Origin of the sequence: Micrococcus sp. KRD128, from assembly GCF_017168395.1 — a bacterium.
Lineage (GTDB): Bacteria > Actinomycetota > Actinomycetes > Actinomycetales > Micrococcaceae > Micrococcus > Micrococcus luteus.
The window spans coordinates 57758-75825 of sequence record NZ_JABFAX010000006.1 but is presented as its reverse complement, the minus strand read 5'-3'; the positions used below and the strand labels follow the sequence as shown (position 1 = coordinate 75825).

Here is an 18068-nt window from a genome sequence, read left to right as displayed (position 1 = left end):
AGGCTAGCGGCCCTGCTGCGCGCGCTTCCGCTTGTTCCACGCGATGAGACCGCCCACGGCGAACACCTGGGTCAGCACGAGCAGGAACACCAGGCCGGCGATGGTCTTGCCCTGCAGCACGAGGATCAGCCCGAACACGGCGCACACGAACGCCAGCACGGGCAGGGCGACGAGCGCGAGGAACGTGACCGCCTGCGGGGAGAGCAGACGCTGGTCGGAGTCGGTCGGGGCCATGTCAGTCGCGTTCCCATCGTTCGAAGCGGTGGCGCGGGCCGGAGGCGGAGTCCAGCCACGCGTCGGGGGCGGGGTCGACGGCGGTGCGCCGCCAGCGGGCGTCGAGCGGCGGGGCGTGCGTGTCGCCGTCGACGTCCGCGTCGATCACGGTCACCTCGGCGCGCAAGGCCACGCCGAGGGCCTGCTCGTACAGCGTCGCCCCGCCGATCACCCACACGGTGTCACAACCGTCGGCCTCGGCCGCGGCGGCCAGGGCCGCCCCGAAGTCCGGCACGACGACGGCGCCCGCGGCCCGCAGCTCCGCGCCGGCCTCCTCGGTGGCCGTCAGGGTGCGGGAGACCACGATGTTCGTGCGCCCGGGCAGCGGGCGGAACCGCGCCGGGAACGACTCCCACGTGCGCCGGCCCATGATCACGGGGTGGCCGTGCGTGTGGGCCCGGAAGTGGGCGAGGTCCTCCGGGACGTGCCACGGCATGGTGCCGTCGCGGCCGATGACGCGCTCGGGGGTCTGGGCCCAGATCATGGCGATCACGGGCTCGGTGGGACGGGTGGCCCGGCTCATGGGGTCGCTGCGCATCCTCGGCTCAGACGGCGATCGGCGCCGTGATGGTGGGGTGGTGACGGTAGTCGAGGACCTCGAAGTCCTCGTAGTCATAGTCGAAGATCGACGCGGGGGTGCGCCGCAGCCGCAGCCGCGGGTACGGGTACGGCTCGCGGGAGAGCTGCTCGCGCACCTGCTCCTCGTGGTTCGCGTAGATGTGCACGTCTCCGCCGGTCCACACGAACTCGCCGGGAGTCAGCCCGGTCTGCTGCGCGACCATCACCGTGAGCAGCGCATACGAGGCGATGTTGAACGGCACGCCGAGGAACAGGTCCGCGGAGCGCTGGTAGAGCTGGCACGAGAGCTGCCCGGGGGCGCCGTCCTGACCGGGGGAGACGTAGAACTGGAACAGCGCGTGGCAGGGCGGCAGCGCCATCTCGTCCACCTCGGCGGGGTTCCACGCGGTGACGATGTGCCGGCGCGAGTCGGGGTTCGTCCGGATCTGCTCCACGACCTTGGCGATCTGGTCGATGTGGCCCCCGTCCGGGGTGGGCCATGAGCGCCACTGCACGCCGTAGACGGGGCCGAGCTCGCCGTCCTCGTCCGCCCACTCGTTCCAGATCCGCACGCCGCGCTCCTGGAGCCACCGCACGTTCGAGTCCCCGCGCAGGAACCACAGCAGCTCGAGCGCGACCGACTTGAAGTGCACGCGCTTGGTGGTGATCAGCGGGAAGGACTCGGCCAGGTCGAAGCGCAGTTGGCGACCGAACACGCTGCGCGTGCCCGTGCCGGTCCGGTCCGTCTTGACGGCCCCGTGGGCCATCACGTCGGCGAGGAGGTCCTCGTAGGGGGTCGGGATGCTCACCCGGCCCACTCTAGCGATCCGAGCGGACGCGCTGAGCGTCGTCGACGGCCCGGCGCAGGCGGGGCTGCATCCCAGCCCGCGGCCCGGACGGCGGGGAGGCGGGTGCCGGCAGGGCAGGCCCCCTGCCCCCGGTCAGCCGTGGAACACCATGTCCTGGTACTCGGGGTAGCGGCGCAGGTAGTCCTCCACGTAGGAGCACTCGGGCACGATCCGGTCACCCTCCGCGCGCAGCCGGTCCAGGACCATGGTCACGAGGGCGCGGGCAAAGCCGCGGCGGCCGAACTGCTCGTCGATGATGGTGTGCTGCAGGCGCAGGACCACGGTGTCCTCGCCGTCCTCGCCGCGCACGGTCTCCTGGTCGTAGCCGAGGAACCCGATGAACGTCCCGTCCTGGCGCAGCTCGAAGCGCTGTCGGTCCGGGTCCCGGGTCACCGTGAGGCGCTCGTGGACGATCTTCTCGGGCTGGCTCTGGGCGGCGGTGTTCTCCATGACCCGAGCCTAGGGCCGGGGGCGGGCCTGCTCAACGGTCGCCCGGTCGTGCGGGCCGAGGCCGGTGCGGGCGGCTCAGTCGTCCCAGGGGTCGTAGACCTCGACGGCCACCACGTCGCCGTCGAGGTCGAGGGCGCGGTGCGCCACGAGCACGGCGCCGGGCCGCAGCCACGGATCCTCGGTCGGCAGGGCCCGCAGCACGCGGTCCGCCTGGCCGGCGGCGGCGTCCTCGACCACCTCGAACAGCGTCGGCAGCACCGGCCGGTGCGTGCACACGACCAGGGGCCGGGAGCGGCCCATGAGCTCGGCCATCACCTTGCGGGTCTTCTTGGGCTTCTCCCGGGCCGTGGTCTCCGTGAAGGCGCCCTTGGTCTTCAGCGGCAGCCTGCTGGACTTCACGAGCGGGGCCAGCGTCTCCACGCAGCGGCGCCACGGGGAGGAGACCAGCCGCTCCGGCCGCCAGGCCGCCACGAGGCCCTCGACGGCGAGCGCCTGCCGCCGGCCCGTCGCCGCCAGCGGACGCTCCTGCTCGGCGCGCGACCACGAGGAGCGGGGCTTGGCCTTGGCGTGGCGCAGCACCAGCAGCGGCACGGTCCGCAGGCGCCCCCGGGAGGCGGCACGCAGCAGCAGGTCGAGCGGTTCGCGATCCGAGTCGTTCGTCAGCAGCCGCCGGGCCTCGTCCGGCCCGACCCAGCGGACCTCGTCCACCTCGTCGCCGTCGGGGCGGGCGCGCTGGCCGTCGACCTCGGCGGCCCAGTACCAGACCTCCTTGCTCCGACGGGCGCCCCGCTTGCCGGGCACCTCGTACTCGGTCACGCACAGCGGGATGCCCGGCCTCAGCTCGAGGCCGACCTCCTCGCGCAGCTCGCGCACCGCGCACTCCGGCAGCGTCTCACCCGGATCGAGCTTGCCCTTGGGCCACGACCAGTCGTCGTAGCGGGGCCGGTGGATCACCATCACCTCGAGGCCGCCGGGCACGCGGCGCCACGGCAGCATGCCGGCGGCCAGCACCTCGGCGCGGGGGCCTTCCGAGACGCGGTCCTCCGTGGACCAGCGGGCGACGCGGTCGGCGTGGGACGAAGGCATGGGGCGGGTTCCTCTCGGGTGCGGCGGCCGCGACGACTGCTGGGGCAGGGCACGGGGCGTGGTCGGCCCCACGGGGGCCGGCCCCACCAGGATACGAGGCCGCCGGGATGTGCCCGGCCGGTCCCCGCCTGAGGGTCTCAGGGGCGGCGGTACTGGGCGTCGGCGGCGAACAGCTCGAAGCCGAGGGACGTGTAGAGCGCGACGGCGGCCGTGTTGTCCGCGTCCACGTACAGGTCCACGACGTCGACCCCCTGCTCCGCCATCCGGTGCAGCCCCGCCAGGGTCAGGGCCCGGCCGAGGCCGAGGCCCTGGGCCTCGGGGGAGACGCCCACGGCGTACACCTCCCCGACGCGCGGGCCGTCGCCTCCGACATCCGGCTCCACCTTCGTCCAGTGGAAGCCGAGCAGCCGCCCGTCCGCCTCGCGGGCGGCGAGCAGGAGGCCGTCGGGGTCGAACCAGTCCTCCGCCATGCGGTCCTCGAGGTCGGCGCGGGTCAGGCTGCCCTGTTCGGGGTGGTCCGCGAAGGCGGCGGCGTTCACGTCCAGCCAGGCCTGCTCGTCCTGGCCGGGGACGAAGCCGCGCAGGGCCACCCCGTCGGCGAGCCGCACCTCCGGCAGGGCGGCGAGCGCCGCGTGCGACAGGCGCATCCGGCGCAGCTCGCGGACGGGCTCGAGGCCGTGCCGCCGGGCGAGCCGGACCGCCCCCGGGAGCATGCCGTGGGCCCAGACGCTCGTGGTGTCCTCCCGCGCCAGGTCTCGGACCGCGGCGGCCGCGGCGTCGGCCAGGGCCGTCCCCCGTCCGGTGCGGCGTGCGGCCGGGTCGACGACGAGCTCGAGCACGGCCGCCGCGCCCTCGGGCACGAGCACGGCCGCGCCGTCGATCGCCCCGTCCGGACCCTGGGTGGCCCCCCACCAGAGCTGCCCGCCGCGGGCGAGCAGCACGCGCGTCTGGTCCGAGAGCGGGGGATGACCGTCCGCCGCCCCGGCGCGGTCGGCCAGGTCCAGGACGGCGGACGCCTGCTCCGGGCGCGGGGTGACGACGCGCGGCGTTTCGTCGGCGTCGGAGGTCGTGGGGGTGGGGTGTTCGGCCATGCCGGCCACCCTACGGAAGGAGGGCGGTGGCCCGCGAGGTGCGCCCGCCGTCGCCCGCCCAGGGCCGAGCCGGTGCACACCTGGCAGGATGGGGCAGGTGATGCGCTTGTCCATGGCCCTGAGTGCGGCCGTCGCCGCCCTCGTCCTGGGCGGTGCCGCGTTGCTGGGCCCGGTCCCCGCCGCCCTCGCCGCCGCCGTCGTGATCCTGGTCATCGCCTGGGGCTGGCCGAGGCAGATGGGGGCGCCCGCGCGCCTCTCGCTCAGCGTCACCCTGGCCGTCGCCGGAGCCGTCGCGGTGCTGCTCATGCTGCTGTGGCCGCCGCCCGAGGACGGGCGCAGCGGGGCCTGGACGCTCTTCGAACCGCTCGCCGTCGTCGTCGCCTGGAGCACCATGGCCTCGTTCGTCGTCCAGCTGGTGCGCGGGACCGGCCGGCCGCTGCGCCTCGAGTCCACCGTCGCCACGATGGGCGGGGCGTTCATGGCCGTCGTGACGGCGTGCTGGGTGGCCGTCTCACGCTGGAGCGACACCCCCGCGGTCGCCGGGCTGGTCATCACCCTGGCGGTCACGGTGGCCGCGGTCTCCCTCGTCGGCCTCACCCCGTGGATGCAGGGCCGGCCGGGAGTCCTGGCGCTCGTCGTCATCCCCCTCGGCACGGTGCTCGCGTGGCCCGTCTCCGCGCTGGCCGGCGTGGGCGCCCGGGACCGGCCGGCCGTCATGGCCGCGGCGCTCGCGGTGGCCGTGCTGGTGTCCCTGACCGCCGCCACGGCACCGTCCTCGCGGCCGCGGCCCGAGGACCGGCCGGTGGGCACCACCCTGCGCCCGCGGCGGGCGGGCTACGCCCTCGCGTTGGCGCCCGTGGGGGCGGCCGGCGTCGTGGCGCACGTCATGGTGGGCTTCCTGGCCTGACAGGTCGGGCCCGCTCGGTAGGATGTCCCGCATGGATACCCTTCTTGCGCTCGAGATCTTCTTCCTGGCCCTCGTGGTCCTGGCCGGCCTGGGCATGGCCGCCGTCGCCGCGGTCGTCATCAGCGGCCTCTTCAAGGGCCAGCGCTGAGGACGCGCGGCCCGCTGGCGGGCCGCGCCGTGATCTGCCATGGCGACTGAACTCCCGTACGACCTCACCCCCGAGCTCGCCCCCCTGTCCTGGCTCATCGGCAGCTGGGAGGGCCAGGGCCGCCTCGGCGACGGCTCCGCCGACACCGAGATCTTCTACCAGCGGGTGGACTTCACCGAGCACGGTCTGCCGTTCGTGGAGTACCGCGCGGAATCGTGGCTGTGCGAGGCGGACGGCACGCTGCTGCGTCCGCTGACCGTGGAGTCCGGCTTCTGGCAGGTGGACCGGGAGCGGCGCGACGGCGACGTCGGCCCCGGCATGCGCCCGGCGGACATCGTCCCCGCGTTCCGCTCCGCCGAGGACGTCGAGCGGCTGCGCGCCGGTGACGAGGGCTTCGGCCTGACCGCCACCATCACGCATCCGGGCTCGTTGTCCGAGCTGTACTACGGCCGCATCAAGGGCCCGCAGCTGCAGTTGGCCACGGACGCGATCCTGCGCGGCTCCGCCGCCGGCCCGTACCACCGGGCCACACGCATGGCCGGTCTCGTGAACGGGCAGCTGTTCTGGCGCTGGGACGTCGCGGACGCCGCGGGTGCCGAGCTCGAGGCGCACGCCTCCGCCATCCTGGACCGCATGCCGAGCGCGGCCGAGGGTCGGCTCGCCCCGGGGGCCGAGCGTCCTCGCGGCGCCGGCGGGCGGAAGGAGGGGGAGCAGTCGTGACGGCCTCCCGCAGCCCGCTGCTGGACCTGGCCGTGGCCGAGCCGCAGGGGCCGGCCGGCGGTGCCGTCGAGGGCCGCGGCCCGGACAGCGGCGTCGCCGCGCACTACGGTCGCCCCCTGCCCGAGCAGCGCGCCCTCGCCCGGGGCCGCGCCCTGGTCGACCTCTCCCACCGGGCTGTGCTCTCCGTGTCCGGCCCGGACCGGCTGAGCTGGCTGCACACGCTCGGCACGCAGCACGTCGAGACGCTGCCCCCCGGCACGAGCACCGAGATCCTCTTCCTCGACGTGCAGGGGCGGATCGAGCACGCCGCCCACCTCCTCGAGGACGGCGCCGCGGCCTGGCTCGTGACGGACCGCGAGGACGGCCCGGGCCTGGCCGCGTGGCTCACCTCGATGCGCTTCTCCCACGACGTCACGCTGCGGGACCACACCGGGGCGGTCGCCGTCGTGGGTGCCACCGCGCCCGTGCCCGGCTGGGAGGACCGCACCGTGTGGCTGGACCCGTGGCCCCGCGTCGGGGCGGGCGGCTGGGCCTACACGGCCGATCCGGATCCCGAGGCCCACCCGGGGGCGGACTGGGCCTGGCGCGAGTACCTCATCACCCGGGCCGACCTCGAGGCCACCGCCCGCGCACTCGGCACGGGCGCGCTCGCGGGCTGGTCCCTGGCGGGCACGACGGCGGCTGAGGCGCTGCGCATCGAGGCCGGCCGCCCCCGCCGTGCCCTCGACGTGGACGACCGCGCGATCCCGCACGAGCTGGACCTGCTGCGCACCGCCGTGCACCTCGAGAAGGGCTGCTACCGCGGTCAGGAGACCGTGGCGCGCGTGCACAACCTGGGACGCCCGCCCCGCCGCCTCACCCGCCTGCTCCTGGACGGCTCCGTCCACGCGCTCCCCGAGCACGGTGCCCCCGTGATCCTCCGGCCGGCCGAGGACACGCCCGAGGCCCGCGCCGCCGCCCGTCCGGTGGGGACGGTCACCGCTGCGGCCCAGCACCACGAGGCGGGCGCCGTCGCCCTGGCGCTGCTCAAGCGCACCGTGCCCGTGGACGCCGAGCTGCTGGTCCGCGAGGACGCTCCCGGCGAGGACGGTGTCGCCGAGGGCGGCTGGATCGCCGCGAGCCAGGAGCCGCTCGTGTCCCCGGACGCCGGGCAGGTCGTCGGCCGACCGCGCGGCGTGGGCCGCCTGCGCTGACCGACTCTCCCGCTCAGTCCAGTGCGAGCACGGTCCGCGTGCCCGCCGCCTCCAGCCCGGCGGCGATCGCCACGTGGTGCGCGGCCGTGTGGCCCGCCGGCACCTCGGCGAACGGCAGCAGCCCCTCCAGCGCCGCCCTGTCCATCGCCACGGCCACCGCGTAGCGGCCGAGCCCACGACCGCGCAGCAGCGGTGGGGTGAGGGTGCCCAGCGAGGCCAGCACGCCGCCCGTCACGCGATACCCCGCGGCCGCCACCGGGGCCTCGATCGCCCGTCCCGCGCCGTCGTCGGGAACGAGCGCGGCCGAGGACTCCCAGGAGAGGACACCCGCCTCGGCCACGTCGTCCGCGGGGGCCTGCGCGGCCACGGCGTGGACGTGGGCGGGGTCGTCGGACACGGCGACGGTGCGCGAGGGGTCGACCGGCGGCGGTTCCTCGGCCGCGTAGAGCGTGAACTCGCCGCGCGAGCGCACGGCCTCCCCGGCGGCGGCCCGCACCGCCGTCCGCAGCAGGGCCGACTCCACGCCCAGCGCCTCGGCGGGCACGCCGCGGCAGGCACGCGTGAACCACGCCGGCCCCGCCACGACGGTGGCCCAGGGCAGGGCGAGCACCTCCGCCTCGGCCACGCCCTGCCGGGCCACCTCGAGGCGGCGCGGCTCGGCGCCCGCCGCCGGGGCGTCGTCGGGCAGGAGCGCCGTGTCGGGCAGGCCGAGCCGACGCGCCAGCCCGAGGGTCAGCACGCCGACGGCGGGGTGGTCGTGTCTCACCGGCCGAACAGGATCTTCGCCTCGTCGTAGCGGGAGACCGGCACCTGCTTGAGGCCCTTGAGGGCGGCGCTCATGGGGATGGAGATGATCTCCGTGCCGTTGGCCGCCACCATCTGTCCCCAGCGACGCTGGGCGACGAGGTCGACGGCGCCCATGCCGAAGCGCGTGGAGAGCACGCGGTCCGTGGCGGTGGGGGCGCCGCCGCGCTGGATGTGGCCCAGGATGGTGCTGCGCGTCTCGATGCCCGTCATCTCCTCGATCTCGCGGGTCACCCACTCGCCGATGCCGCCCAGACGCGGCCGGCCGGACGCCTCGACGCCGGCCTCGGCCAGCGGGTCGTCGTGGCCCTCGGGGATGAAGCCCTCCGCCACCACGACGAGCGGGGAACGACCGCGGCCGTGGACCTGCTGCACCCATTCGGCGACCTGGGACATGGGGGTGCGGACCTCGGGGATGAGGATCGCGTGGGCGCCGGCGGCCATGCCCGAGTGCAGGGCGATCCAGCCGACGTGGCGGCCCATGACCTCGGCGACCATGCACCGGTGGTGGGACTCGCCCGTGGTGCGCAGCCGGTCCATGGCGTCCGTGGCGATCTGCACGGCCGTGTCGAAGCCGAACGTGTAGTCGGTGCCCTGCAGGTCGTTGTCGATCGTCTTGGGCACGCCCACGATCGGCAGCCCGTCCGCGGCCAGGCGGTTCGCGCCGGCCAGGGTGCCCTCGCCGCCGATGGCGATGACGGCGTCGATGTCCAGCTCGCGCAGGTTGCGGAGCATGTTCTCCGGGCCGCCGCCCTCCGCGTCGTAGGGGTGCGTGCGCGAGGTGCCGAGGATGGTGCCGCCGGTGCGGGCCAGGCCGCGCACGCGGGAGCGGGGCAGGTCCTCGACGTCCTTCTCGATCAGGCCGGACCATCCGTTGCGGATGCCCACCATCTCCATGTCGTAGGACTTGATGCCGTGCAGGACGGCGGAGCGGATGACGGCGTTCAGGCCGGGGCAGTCGCCTCCGGAGGTGAGCATTCCGACGCGCATGGGGTCCTCTCGGGCGTTCTCGTGGGGGTCGGCACCACCCTAGGTGTAGGAGGGCATGACGTTGTTGACTCGGGCCGGTGCCAACGAGGTTGGCGGGGCGTCCCCGCAGGAGGTATGAGGCCGATGGTAGTTGTAGTGGTTCACCCACACCGCCAGGGCCTCACGCGTTAGCGTGAGTCATGAGCGGGTCTCTTCTGGCAGGTGGGTTGTTGAGGAACTTCCATCCTGCGGCAGGGGCCCGCTCGTCTCATCTCAGCCCGTACCCCGTGGCAAGAACCTCATGACCCACAACACCTAGGCGTGCCCGCCGCGTCGCGTCAGGGGACGGGCGACGGGCGGCGGGTCAGCCGAGGGCCACGAGGGCGGCGACCTGGAGGGCCGTCGCACCCACGAGGATGCCGCTCGCCGGGCCGAGGGTGCCGGGACGACGGCCGCTGAGCAGAGCGCCCAGCATGACGGGGGCGATCACCGCGAGCGCGGCCACGAGCATCGGCACGGCCAGCAGCGTGGGGGTCGGACCGACGCCGAGCAGCAGGCTTGTCCCGAGGGCGGCGAGCGCGGCGAGGACGGCCCCGGCGTAGGCGGCGGCCTGCGCGATCGGCCCGAGGCGCGGCTTCGCGGCCGTGGCTGCGGACCCCGAGCCGGTCGGGGCGGTGGCCGCCCGCGGGGCCTCGTCGGCCAGGCGCGCCGCGGCCCGCCGCTCGCGGGAGTGGAGGTGGTCGCGCCACGTGCCGGTCGCGGGGTCGATCCATTCGGGGCGGAAGCCGTGCGGGTCGGCGACCTCGGCTGTCCGCTCGCGCGGACCTCCGCCGACGTACCAGGCCGGGCGCGGCACGGCGTGGGTGGGCTGGTCGGCGTCGGGGGCCCGGCCCGGGGCCACGCGGGCCTGCGCCCGGCCGTCCCAGCGGGTCACGAGCCACCAGACGAGCACGGCCAGCGCGCCCAGGCCCACCAGGGAGCCGGGGCCGCCCACGGCCGGGGCGATGAGGGTGAACCCGGCGCCGAGCAGCAGGTTGAGGGCGCCGATCGCCCCGATCACGCCGATGGCCACGGTGGCGTCCTGCCACTCCCCGCGGCGCAGGCGGCCGAACTGCACGCGTCCGTCGGCGTCGGGGAGCACGGCCCAGGCGGCCGCGTAGGCCAGCAGGCCCAGGCCCGCGGAGACCATGCACACGGCGACGAACACGCCGCGGGCGAGCAGCGGGTCGATGCGGTAGCGCTCGGCCACGCCGCCGAGCACCCCGCCGACCCACGAGGCCGGCGAGCGGCGCACGCCCCAGCCCAGGACGGCGCGGCGCAGCCAGCCCGGCAGGGCGTCCAGCCCGTCGGGGCCGGTCTCGCCCGCGGCGGCTCCGTCGGGGGCGACGTGGGGGCCGGGGCCGGTGAACGGGTCGTGTGTGCTCGTCATGTCTCCATCCTCGTCCGCCCGCGGCCCCCGCCCATCCGGGAACTCCCGGAATCCTCCCCGGATGTGCCGCACCGTCCGACGCGGCAGGATGGGGGCATGCCCACCCCGTCCGCGCCCGCGCAGGCCCCGCGTCCGCCGTTGATGCGGCACGGGGCCGACCGCCCGGTGTCCGGCGTCGCCGCGGGGCTCGCCCGGCATCTCGGGGTGCCCGTCGGCCGCGTCCGCGCGGCCCTGGCGCTGCTGAGCCTGGTGGGGGGCGCGGGCCTGGCCCTGTACGTGTGGCTCTGGCTTCTCATGCCGGAGGAGGGCCCGGACGGCGCTCCCGCCGCCGACGCCCCCACCCTCCGTGGTCGCGCCCCCGAGGTGCTCGAGCGGGTGCGCGAGGGCGGCTGGCCGGTCCTGTTGGCCGCCGTGGTGCTCGGCGTGGGCGTGCTGACCGTCGCGGACGGCCTCGGCCTCGCCGTCGACTGGGCGCTCGTGGGCCCGGTGGCCGTCCTCGTGATCGGCCTCGGCCTGGCCTGGATGCAGCTCGACCTGGCGGGCGGGCCCCGGGCCGGGCGGAGCGGACGACTGGTCCGCCTCGTGCTCGGTACGGCCCTCGTGCTGCTGGCGGTGCTGTCCATCGTCCTGGGCGCCGTGAGCTCGGGCGAGCTGTGGCGGGCCCTGCTGGCCGCCGTCGCGATGCTCGCCGGCGCGGCGCTGGTGGCCATGCCCTACGTCCTGGCCTGGCTGCGCCGACGCGACGCGGAGCGGACCGCGTTCGCGGTGCAGGCCCAGCGCGCCGAGATCGCGGCGCACCTGCACGACTCGGTGCTGCAGTCCCTCGCCCTCATCCAGCGGCGCGCCCATGACGCGGACGCGGTGGCCCGGGTGGCCCGCGCCCAGGAGCGTGAGCTGCGTCAGTTCCTCGCCCTGGACTCCCGTGGCGGCCCGCACTCCCTGGCGGAGGCGCTCGAAGAGCACGCCGCCGCCGTCGAGGACGCGCACGGGTCCCGGGTGGAGGTCGTGGCCGTGGGGCGGGCCGCGGGGGCGTGGCTCGAGCCGCTCGCGGCCGCGGCACGCGAGGCCATACAGAACGCGGCCCGGCACGCCGGCGACGCGCAGGTCTTCGCGGAGGCCGGTGAGGACGACCACGGCCGCACCGTCGCGGAGGTGTTCGTCCGGGACCGCGGCCCCGGCTTCGACCTGCACACGGTCCCGGCCGACCGGCTCGGCGTGCGGGAGTCGATCCTCGGCCGCATGGAGCGTGCCGGCGGGGCCGCCCGCATCCGGTCCGGCCCGGGCGGCACCGAGGTCCACCTGACGCTGACCGAGCCCGAGGGAGCGCGAGCGCGCACCGGACAGGAGCACCCATGACCGACCCCGCCCCGCGCACGGCCGTCATCGTGGACGACCACGCGATCTTCCGCTCCGGCCTGCGCGCCGACCTGGACCCGGACCGGCTGGCCATCGTCGGCGAGGCCGGGGACGTGGACGAGGCCGTCCGCACCGTGCTGGAGCTGGCGCCGGATGTGGTGCTGCTGGACGTGCACCTGCCCGGCGGGGCCGGCGGCGGGGGAGCGGAGGTGGCCGAACGCGTCCTCGCGCGCCGACCCGCGCAGCGGTTCCTGGCACTGTCCGTCTCGGACGCGGCCGGGGACGTCGTCGCCGTGATCCGTGCGGGGGCCCGCGGCTACATCACCAAGACGGCCTCCGGCGCGGAGGTGGCGGACGCGGCGGTCCGCGTGGCCGACGGCGATGCCGTGTTCTCGCCCCGACTGGCCGGGTTCGTCCTCGACGCCTTCCGCGGCACGGCGCCCGCGCCCGCGCCCGTCCCCGCCGCGGCGACGAGCGGGGCTGCGGCCCCCGACGAGGACCTCGACCGCCTCTCGGCACGGGAGCGGGAGGTCATGCGGCTGATCGCCCGCGGCTACACCTACCGGGAGGCCGGGGCGGAGCTGTTCATCTCGGACCGCACGGTCGAGACCCACGTGTCCTCCGTGCTGCGCAAGCTCCAGCTCTCCAACCGTCACGAGCTGACCCGCTGGGCCGCGCGCCGCGGATACGCCTGAGCCCCGCGGCACGCGGCGTCGCGGGGCTCAGGGGCGGGGTTGTGCGGCTCAGGCGCTGAGCAGGGCGCGGATGCGCTCGACGCCCTCGGCGAGGTCCGCATCGCCCAGCGCGTAGGACAGACGCAGATAGCCGGACGGGCCGAACGCCTCGCCCGGGACCACGGCGACCTCCGCCTCGTCGAGGATGAAGGCGGCCAGCTCGGCCGACGTCGTGGGGGTGACGCCGCCGCGGTAGGTCTTCCCGAGCGCCTCCCGCACGTCCACGTACGCGTAGAACGCGCCCTGCGGGGTGGGGCAGTGGAAGCCCGGCACGGCGTTCATGGCCTCGACCATGGCCCGGCGCCGGCGGTCGAACGCCGTCTTCATCTCCGCCACGGCGTCCAACGGGCCGGCGACGGCGGCCAGCGCGGCCCGCTGCGACACGTTGGCCACGTTCGAGGTGGCGTGGGACTGCAGGTTCGTGGCGGCCTTGACCACGTCCAGCGGGCCGGCCATCCAGCCGACGCGCCAGCCCGTCATGGCGTAGGTCTTGGCGACGCCGTTGAGGATCACGGACTGCTCCGCCAGCTCGGGCACGGCGCGGACGATCGAGGTGAACGGCATGCCGTCGTAGGTCAGGTGCTCGTAGATCTCGTCGGTGACCACCCACAGCCCCCGCTCCCGTGCCCACTGGCCGATCGCCGCCGTCTCCTCGGGGGAGTACACGGCGCCGGTGGGGTTGGAGGGGGAAACGAACAGGAGCACCTTGGTGCGGTCCGTGACGGCCTCGTCGAGCTGGTCCACGGTGACCTTGTAGCCCTGCTCGGGGCCGGCGAACACCTCCACCGGCACGCCGCCGGCCAGGCGGATCGCCTCCGGGTAGGTGGTCCAGTAGGGGGCGGGGACGAGCACCTCGTCCTGCGGGTCCAGCAGGGCGGCGAAGGCGTTGTACACGGCCTGCTTCCCGCCGTTGGTCACGAGCACCTGGGCGGCCTCGAGGGACACGCCGGAGTCGCGCAGCGTCTTGGCCGCGATCGCCTCCCGCAGCTCGGGCAGGCCGGCGGCGGGGGAGTAGCGGTGGTTCTTCGGGTCCCGGGCCGCGGCGACGGCGGCCTCCACGACGTAGTCCGGGGTGGGGAAGTCGGGCTCGCCGGCGCCGAAGCCGATCACCGGGCGCCCGGCGGCCTTGAGCTCCTTGGCGCGGGCGTCGACGGCGAGGGTGGCGGAGGGCGCGATGGCGGACAGACGGGCGGAGACGCGGCGGGCGGGCGCGGCCATGGGGACCTTCTTCGAGCTCGACGGGGAGGGCGGGGCGGAGCGGGACTCCGTCCTGCCAGGGTACTGACTGCCCGGGGCCCGTTCGACTCCCGCCGCCCGATGGCGTATCCTGGATCTCCGGTACCGCGATCACGGTCGATCCCGCGAGGGTTCGGCCGGCTCCGTCGGTCCGAAGGGTAGTGGCGCAATTGGTAGCGCAGCGGTCTCCAAAACCGCAGGTTGCAGGTTCGAGTCCTGTCTGCCCTGCTCGATGCCGGGCCTCGTGCTCGGCATCGGACGTGTAGAAAGCGATTCGGCGATCCGACGAGTGAGGCCACGTGACTGAGATGGCGGCGAACGGCGGGGGGCCCACCCCCACGCCGAGCAGGCAGCGTCGCGGGCTGTTCGCGCGGATCGCGCTGTTCCTGCGCCAGGTGGTGGACGAGCTCCGCAAGGTCGTCACCCCCACGAGCGAGGAGCTGCTGCGCACGACCGGAGTGGTGCTCGCCTTCGTGGCGTTCATGATCCTGCTGGTCATGGGGCTGGACTGGGTGTTCGGCACCGTGGCGGGTCTCCTGTTCGGCGCCGGCGGCCTCTGAGCCCGGCGCGGACGGTCCCGACGTCGCAGGACGCGTCCCCCGCACGCCCGTGAGGGCCCTCCCCGACGGCAGGGCCCGCCGTCCGTCAGCAGAAAGCAGGAACCGTGTCCGAGCAGGAACTGGATCGTCAGCCCGCCGAGGAGTCCGTCCCGATGTCGGAGGACGCCGTGGCCGAGGAGACCGCCGAGACCGCGCAGGACGCCGGGACGCCCGTCGAGGACGCCCTGGACGAGGCCGCCGGCAGCGGTGACGAGACCGCCGAGGCCACCGTGCAGGAGGCCGACCTGGCCGTCGCCGAGGGCGAGGACGCGCCGACCCCCGTCGAGGAGCAGGCCGACGACGAGCCCGCCGTGGACCCCGCCGAGGAGCTGCGCACCCGCCTGCGCCGCCAGCCCGGCGACTGGTACGTCGTCCACACCTACGCCGGCTACGAGAAGCGCGTGAAGACGAACCTCGAGGCCCGCATCCTGACCCAGGACATGGAGGACTCGATCTACGAGATCGAGGTCCCCATGGAGGAGGTCGTGGAGATCAAGAACACCACGCGCAAGATCGTCTCGCGCGTGCGCATCCCGGGCTACGTGCTCGTCCGCATGGACCTCGACGACGCCTCGTGGGGCGTCGTGCGGCACACCCCGGGCGTCACGGGCTTCGTGGGCAACGACGCCCACCACCCGCAGCCGCTCAGCCTGGACGAGGTGTACGACATGCTCGCCCCGTCCGTGATCCAGGAGGCCGCCCGCGCCGCCGAGAAGGCCGGCCTGGCCGTTCCCGCCTCGGCCGAGTCCGGTGCGCCCGTCGCCCCCGCGATCCACGTGGACTTCGAGGTCGGCGAGTCGGTCACCGTCAACGACGGCCCGTTCGAGACCCTCCCGGCCACGATCTCCGAGATCAAGCCGGAGGCCCAGCAGCTCGTGGTGCTCGTCTCGATCTTCGAGCGCGAGACCCCCGTGACGCTGTCCTTCAACCAGGTGACCAAGGCCATCTGAGGACACCCGACGCTTCCGCACCGGGCCGGCCGCCTGCCGGCCCGGACGCGGCACCGGCCGCCGCGCCACGGCGGCCACCGCCCCCGGTGCGCTCCTGCGCCGAGGGTCCCCCAGTGAGAGAAGGATCCACTCATGGCTCCCAAGAAGAAGGTCACCGGTCTGATCAAGCTTCAGATCCAGGCCGGCGCCGCCAACCCGGCCCCGCCCATCGGCCCCGCCCTGGGCCAGCACGGCGTGAACATCATGGAGTTCTGCAAGGCGTACAACGCCGCCACCGAGTCGCAGCGCGGCAACGTGATCCCGGTCGAGATCACCGTGTACGAGGACCGCTCGTTCACCTTCGTGACCAAGACCCCGCCGGCCGCCGAGCTCATCAAGAAGGCCGCCGGCGTCGCCAAGGGCTCCGCCACCCCGCACACGGCCAAGGTCGGCACGCTGACCCAGGCCCAGTGCGAGGAGATCGCCCAGACCAAGATGGAGGACCTGAACGCCAACGACGTGCAGGCCGCCGCCAAGATCATCGCGGGCACCGCCCGCTCGATGGGCATCACCGTCGAGGGCTGACGCCCACCCCCACCCCCTTCCAGTGGCAGGGCCGAGCGCGGTCCGCAGACCACGACTGCACAAGGAGAAGAACGCAGATGGCACAGCGCAGCAAGGCATACAAGGCGGCCAAGGCCGCGATCGGCGAGGATCTGTACTCGCCGGTGGAGGCGATTCGTCTCGCCAAGGAGACCAACCCCTCCAAGACCGACGCCACCGTGGAGGTGGCCCTCCGCCTCTCGGTCGACCCCCGCAAGGCCGACCAGATGGTCCGCGGCTCCGTGAGCCTGCCCCACGGCACCGGCAAGACCGCCCGCGTCGTCGTGTTCGCCACCGGTGACCGCGCCGAGGCCGCCCGCGCCGCCGGCGCGGACGTCGTGGGCGACGACGACCTGATCGCCCGGATCGCCGAGGGCTGGGTGGACTTCGACGCCGCCGTGGCCTCCCCGGAGCTCATGGGCAAGGTCGGCCGTCTGGGCAAGGTGCTCGGCCCCCGCAACCTGATGCCGAACCCCAAGACCGGCACCGTGACCCCGGACGTGGCCAAGGCCGTGGCCGACATCAAGGGCGGCAAGATCGACTTCCGCGTCGACAAGCACTCCAACCTGCACTTCATCATCGGCAAGACCTCCTTCGAGGCCAAGGCCCTGGTGGAGAACTACGCCGCGGCCCTCGAGGAGGTCCTTCGTCTGAAGCCGTCCTCCTCCAAGGGCCGCTACATCTCCAAGTCCACCGTGGCCACCACCTTCGGCCCGGGCGTGCCCATGGACCCGAACGTGACCTCGGTGGACTCCTCGGAGCTCTGAGCCACGCGGCCCCGGTGACCGGGGCCCACGACGTCGGCCGGTCGTCCCCGCTGCGGGGACGACCGGCCGACGTCGTCCCGGGTCGATTTTGCGGGCCCGCCCCGGACGTGTACGCTGGTGCCTACCGAAGACCGCCGGTCGTGGTGCCCTGCCTCCGGGCAGAGCCCACCGAAGGATCTCCCTGACGGAGACGGCCCGCGCAGGTGAACGTGAGCCACGCTCGCATCCGCTCGTCGATCCTCCGGGTCCGATCGCGTCGATGCTCCTGCCGCGCCCCGTGCATCTGCACGGGGCGTTTTCTCGTCTCGGGGTGGCGGTTCCCACGCATCATCGAGAGGAGTGCCATGGCGACGTCCGCGAAGGAGTCGGCGGTGGCTGAGCTCACGGACCTGTTCCGTGAGTCCAGCGCTGCTGTTCTGACGGAATACCGTGGCCTGACGGTGACGGAGCTCAAGCAGCTGCGTGACTCCATCCGTCAGGACGCGACCTACGCCGTGGCGAAGAACACGCTGGCCGAGATCGCGGCCAAGGACGCCGGTCTGGAGGGCCTCGAGGCTCACCTGTCCGGTCCCACCGCGATCGCGTTCGTGACCGGGGACCCGGTCAACGTCGCGAAGGCCCTGCGTGACTTTGCCAAGGATCACGAGAAGCTCGTGCTCAAGGGCGGCTACATGGATGGCCAGCCCCTGGACGAGGCCGGCATCAAGAAGCTCGCGGACCTCGAGTCCCGCGAGGTGCTGCTGGCCAAGTTCGCCGGCGCGATGAAGGGCAGCATGTCCAAGGCTGCCGCCCTGTTCCAGGCGCCGCTGTCCAAGACCGTCCGCACGGTCGAGGCGCTGCGCGCCGCGCAGGGCGAGGCTGCCTGAGCAGTCCGCCCCGGGCTGCACGGCCCACCACTTCACACGTAGTCAAGACGTACCCGTAAAGGAGCCATCATGGCCAAGCTGACCACCGAAGAGCTGCTCGCCGCGTTCGAGGAGCTGACCCTCATCGAGCTGTCCGAGTTCATCAAGGCGTTCGAGGAGAAGTTCGACGTCACCGCCGCCGCCCCCGTGGCCGTGGCCGCCGCCGGCGGTGCCGCCGGTGGTGCCGAGGCCGCCGCCGAGGAGAAGGACGAGTTCGACGTCATCCTCGAGGCCGCCGGCGACAAGAAGATCGGCGTCATCAAGGAGGTGCGCGCCCTCACCTCCCTCGGCCTGAAGGAGGCCAAGGACCTGGTGGACGGCGCTCCCAAGCCCGTCCTCGAGGGCGTCAACAAGGAGGCCGCCGAGAAGGCCAAGGAGCAGCTCGAGGGCGCCGGCGCCACCGTCACCCTCAAGTGATGATCGCGGCCTGAGCCGCATCACGCTTCCTCACGAGGCCCCCGGA

General features: G+C 74.4%; 21 protein-coding genes, 1 tRNA gene and 1 pseudogene. 12 read left to right on the top strand and 11 right to left on the bottom strand.

Annotation, left to right across the window (positions count from 1 at the left end):
* Positions 1-3: 3 nt before the first annotated feature.
* The 6 genes from J1M44_RS03135 to mshD form a co-directional block, all read right to left on the bottom strand.
* Positions 4-234 (bottom strand): NF038396 family protein, encoded by a 231-nt coding sequence (locus J1M44_RS03135; protein WP_060775029.1) that lies wholly within the window; start codon positions 232-234, stop codon positions 4-6.
* Between the two features lies 1 nt (position 235).
* Positions 236-796: a dihydrofolate reductase gene (locus J1M44_RS03130; RefSeq protein ID WP_206480521.1), complete on the bottom strand. Its 561-nt coding sequence runs from the start codon at positions 794-796 to the stop codon at positions 236-238.
* Positions 797-818: 22 nt separating this feature from the next.
* Entirely contained in the window at positions 819-1649 is an 831-nt protein-coding gene (locus tag J1M44_RS03125) for a thymidylate synthase (RefSeq protein WP_063188680.1), read from the bottom strand.
* Positions 1650-1772: 123 nt separating this feature from the next.
* Positions 1773-2129 carry a GNAT family N-acetyltransferase gene (locus tag J1M44_RS03120; RefSeq protein ID WP_002854752.1) on the bottom strand — a complete coding sequence of 119 codons (357 nt, stop codon included), beginning with the start codon at positions 2127-2129 and terminating at the stop codon, positions 1773-1775.
* 75 nt (positions 2130-2204) lie between these two features.
* A complete protein-coding gene (locus J1M44_RS03115) occupies positions 2205-3215 on the bottom strand; it encodes an NUDIX hydrolase (protein ID WP_049161625.1) in 1011 nt (336 codons plus the stop codon).
* A 137-nt stretch (positions 3216-3352) separates the two neighbouring features.
* Positions 3353-4306: a mycothiol synthase gene (gene mshD, locus J1M44_RS03110; RefSeq protein WP_206480519.1), complete on the bottom strand. Its 954-nt coding sequence runs from the start codon at positions 4304-4306 to the stop codon at positions 3353-3355.
* 100 nt (positions 4307-4406) lie between these two features.
* Between mshD and J1M44_RS03105 the strand changes: the two genes are divergently transcribed.
* The 3 genes from J1M44_RS03105 to ygfZ all read left to right on the top strand — a co-directional run bounded on the left by J1M44_RS03105 (position 4407) and on the right by ygfZ (position 7274).
* The gene (locus tag J1M44_RS03105) at positions 4407-5213 is read left to right on the top strand and encodes a hypothetical protein (protein WP_227448719.1); all 807 of its coding nucleotides are present in this window, start codon (positions 4407-4409) and stop codon (positions 5211-5213) included.
* 187 nt (positions 5214-5400) lie between these two features.
* Positions 5401-6081 (top strand): FABP family protein, encoded by a 681-nt coding sequence (locus tag J1M44_RS03100; RefSeq protein ID WP_002854758.1) that lies wholly within the window; start codon positions 5401-5403, stop codon positions 6079-6081.
* On the top strand, positions 6078-7274 hold the full coding sequence (gene ygfZ / locus J1M44_RS03095) for a CAF17-like 4Fe-4S cluster assembly/insertion protein YgfZ (protein ID WP_206480518.1): 1197 nt from the start codon (positions 6078-6080) through the stop codon (positions 7272-7274). Before J1M44_RS03100 ends, ygfZ begins: the two co-directional genes overlap by 4 nt.
* Positions 7275-7287: 13 nt before the next feature.
* Here the strand turns inward: ygfZ and J1M44_RS03090 are convergent, their stop codons facing one another.
* The 4 genes and pseudogenes from J1M44_RS03090 to J1M44_RS03075 all read right to left on the bottom strand — a co-directional run bounded on the left by J1M44_RS03090 (position 7288) and on the right by J1M44_RS03075 (position 10476).
* Positions 7288-8040, bottom strand: a complete 753-nt coding sequence (locus J1M44_RS03090) for a hypothetical protein (protein ID WP_206480516.1) — start codon at positions 8038-8040, stop codon at positions 7288-7290.
* Positions 8037-9068 carry a 6-phosphofructokinase gene (locus J1M44_RS03085; RefSeq protein WP_206480514.1) on the bottom strand — a complete coding sequence of 344 codons (1032 nt, stop codon included), beginning with the start codon at positions 9066-9068 and terminating at the stop codon, positions 8037-8039. Before J1M44_RS03085 ends, J1M44_RS03090 begins: the two co-directional genes overlap by 4 nt.
* A gap of 39 nt (positions 9069-9107) precedes the next feature.
* Positions 9108-9233 (bottom strand): annotated as a pseudogene (locus J1M44_RS03080) (integrase core domain-containing protein); the annotation flags it as partial.
* 178 nt (positions 9234-9411) lie between these two features.
* Positions 9412-10476: a PspC domain-containing protein gene (locus tag J1M44_RS03075; protein ID WP_144824754.1), complete on the bottom strand. Its 1065-nt coding sequence runs from the start codon at positions 10474-10476 to the stop codon at positions 9412-9414.
* Positions 10477-10572: 96 nt separating this feature from the next.
* On the opposite strand from J1M44_RS03075, the gene J1M44_RS03070 reads away from it, so the two are divergent.
* Both J1M44_RS03070 and J1M44_RS03065 read left to right on the top strand, forming a co-directional pair.
* On the top strand, positions 10573-11832 hold the full coding sequence (locus J1M44_RS03070) for an ATP-binding protein (RefSeq protein ID WP_144824755.1): 1260 nt from the start codon (positions 10573-10575) through the stop codon (positions 11830-11832).
* Positions 11829-12527 carry a LuxR C-terminal-related transcriptional regulator gene (locus J1M44_RS03065; RefSeq protein WP_144824756.1) on the top strand — a complete coding sequence of 233 codons (699 nt, stop codon included), beginning with the start codon at positions 11829-11831 and terminating at the stop codon, positions 12525-12527. Before J1M44_RS03070 ends, J1M44_RS03065 begins: the two co-directional genes overlap by 4 nt.
* 48 nt (positions 12528-12575) lie before the next feature.
* On the opposite strand, the gene J1M44_RS03060 is transcribed toward J1M44_RS03065, so the two are convergent.
* The gene (locus J1M44_RS03060) at positions 12576-13784 is read right to left on the bottom strand and encodes a pyridoxal phosphate-dependent aminotransferase (RefSeq protein WP_144824757.1); all 1209 of its coding nucleotides are present in this window, start codon (positions 13782-13784) and stop codon (positions 12576-12578) included.
* Between the two features lie 173 nt (positions 13785-13957).
* On the opposite strand from J1M44_RS03060, the gene J1M44_RS03055 reads away from it, so the two are divergent.
* The 7 genes from J1M44_RS03055 to rplL all read left to right on the top strand — a co-directional run bounded on the left by J1M44_RS03055 (position 13958) and on the right by rplL (position 18022).
* A tRNA-Trp gene (locus tag J1M44_RS03055) sits at positions 13958-14030 on the top strand.
* 80 nt (positions 14031-14110) lie between these two features.
* Positions 14111-14362: a preprotein translocase subunit SecE gene (gene secE / locus J1M44_RS03050; protein ID WP_002854774.1), complete on the top strand. Its 252-nt coding sequence runs from the start codon at positions 14111-14113 to the stop codon at positions 14360-14362.
* A 104-nt stretch (positions 14363-14466) separates the two neighbouring features.
* A complete protein-coding gene (gene nusG, locus J1M44_RS03045; RefSeq protein ID WP_144824758.1) occupies positions 14467-15351 on the top strand; it encodes a transcription termination/antitermination protein NusG in 885 nt (294 codons plus the stop codon).
* 132 nt (positions 15352-15483) lie between these two features.
* A complete protein-coding gene (gene rplK / locus J1M44_RS03040; RefSeq protein ID WP_002854778.1) occupies positions 15484-15915 on the top strand; it encodes a 50S ribosomal protein L11 in 432 nt (143 codons plus the stop codon).
* 77 nt (positions 15916-15992) lie between these two features.
* On the top strand, positions 15993-16700 hold the full coding sequence (gene rplA / locus J1M44_RS03035; protein ID WP_144824759.1) for a 50S ribosomal protein L1: 708 nt from the start codon (positions 15993-15995) through the stop codon (positions 16698-16700).
* A 344-nt stretch (positions 16701-17044) separates the two neighbouring features.
* Positions 17045-17566, top strand: a complete 522-nt coding sequence (gene rplJ / locus J1M44_RS03030) for a 50S ribosomal protein L10 (RefSeq protein ID WP_002854782.1) — start codon at positions 17045-17047, stop codon at positions 17564-17566.
* Positions 17567-17635: 69 nt separating this feature from the next.
* The gene (gene rplL / locus J1M44_RS03025) at positions 17636-18022 is read left to right on the top strand and encodes a 50S ribosomal protein L7/L12 (RefSeq protein ID WP_002854784.1); all 387 of its coding nucleotides are present in this window, start codon (positions 17636-17638) and stop codon (positions 18020-18022) included.
* Positions 18023-18068 lie beyond the last annotated feature (46 nt).

Bases quoted from the DNA above. Each gene is read 5' to 3' on its own strand.
- J1M44_RS03100 (WP_002854758.1), top strand. From the start codon at position 5,401: ATGGCGACTGAACTCCCGTACGACCTCACCCCCGAGCTCGCCCCCCTG.
- J1M44_RS03060 (WP_144824757.1), bottom strand. From the start codon at position 13,784: ATGGCCGCGCCCGCCCGCCGCGTCTCCGCCCGTCTGTCCGCCATCGCG.
- rplL (WP_002854784.1), top strand. From the start codon at position 17,636: ATGGCCAAGCTGACCACCGAAGAGCTGCTCGCCGCGTTCGAGGAGCTG.
- rplK (WP_002854778.1), top strand. From the start codon at position 15,484: ATGGCTCCCAAGAAGAAGGTCACCGGTCTGATCAAGCTTCAGATCCAG.
- mshD (WP_206480519.1), bottom strand. From the start codon at position 4,306: ATGGCCGAACACCCCACCCCCACGACCTCCGACGCCGACGAAACGCCG.
- secE (WP_002854774.1), top strand. From the start codon at position 14,111: ATGGCGGCGAACGGCGGGGGGCCCACCCCCACGCCGAGCAGGCAGCGT.
- J1M44_RS03130 (WP_206480521.1), bottom strand. From the start codon at position 796: ATGAGCCGGGCCACCCGTCCCACCGAGCCCGTGATCGCCATGATCTGG.
- rplJ (WP_002854782.1), top strand. From the start codon at position 17,045: ATGGCGACGTCCGCGAAGGAGTCGGCGGTGGCTGAGCTCACGGACCTG.
- J1M44_RS03120 (WP_002854752.1), bottom strand. From the start codon at position 2,129: ATGGAGAACACCGCCGCCCAGAGCCAGCCCGAGAAGATCGTCCACGAG.
- J1M44_RS03085 (WP_206480514.1), bottom strand. From the start codon at position 9,068: ATGCGCGTCGGAATGCTCACCTCCGGAGGCGACTGCCCCGGCCTGAAC.
- J1M44_RS03105 (WP_227448719.1), top strand. From the start codon at position 4,407: ATGCGCTTGTCCATGGCCCTGAGTGCGGCCGTCGCCGCCCTCGTCCTG.
- J1M44_RS03065 (WP_144824756.1), top strand. From the start codon at position 11,829: ATGACCGACCCCGCCCCGCGCACGGCCGTCATCGTGGACGACCACGCG.
- J1M44_RS03075 (WP_144824754.1), bottom strand. From the start codon at position 10,476: ATGACGAGCACACACGACCCGTTCACCGGCCCCGGCCCCCACGTCGCC.
- rplA (WP_144824759.1), top strand. From the start codon at position 15,993: ATGGCACAGCGCAGCAAGGCATACAAGGCGGCCAAGGCCGCGATCGGC.
- J1M44_RS03115 (WP_049161625.1), bottom strand. From the start codon at position 3,215: ATGCCTTCGTCCCACGCCGACCGCGTCGCCCGCTGGTCCACGGAGGAC.
- J1M44_RS03135 (WP_060775029.1), bottom strand. From the start codon at position 234: ATGGCCCCGACCGACTCCGACCAGCGTCTGCTCTCCCCGCAGGCGGTC.
- J1M44_RS03070 (WP_144824755.1), top strand. From the start codon at position 10,573: ATGCCCACCCCGTCCGCGCCCGCGCAGGCCCCGCGTCCGCCGTTGATG.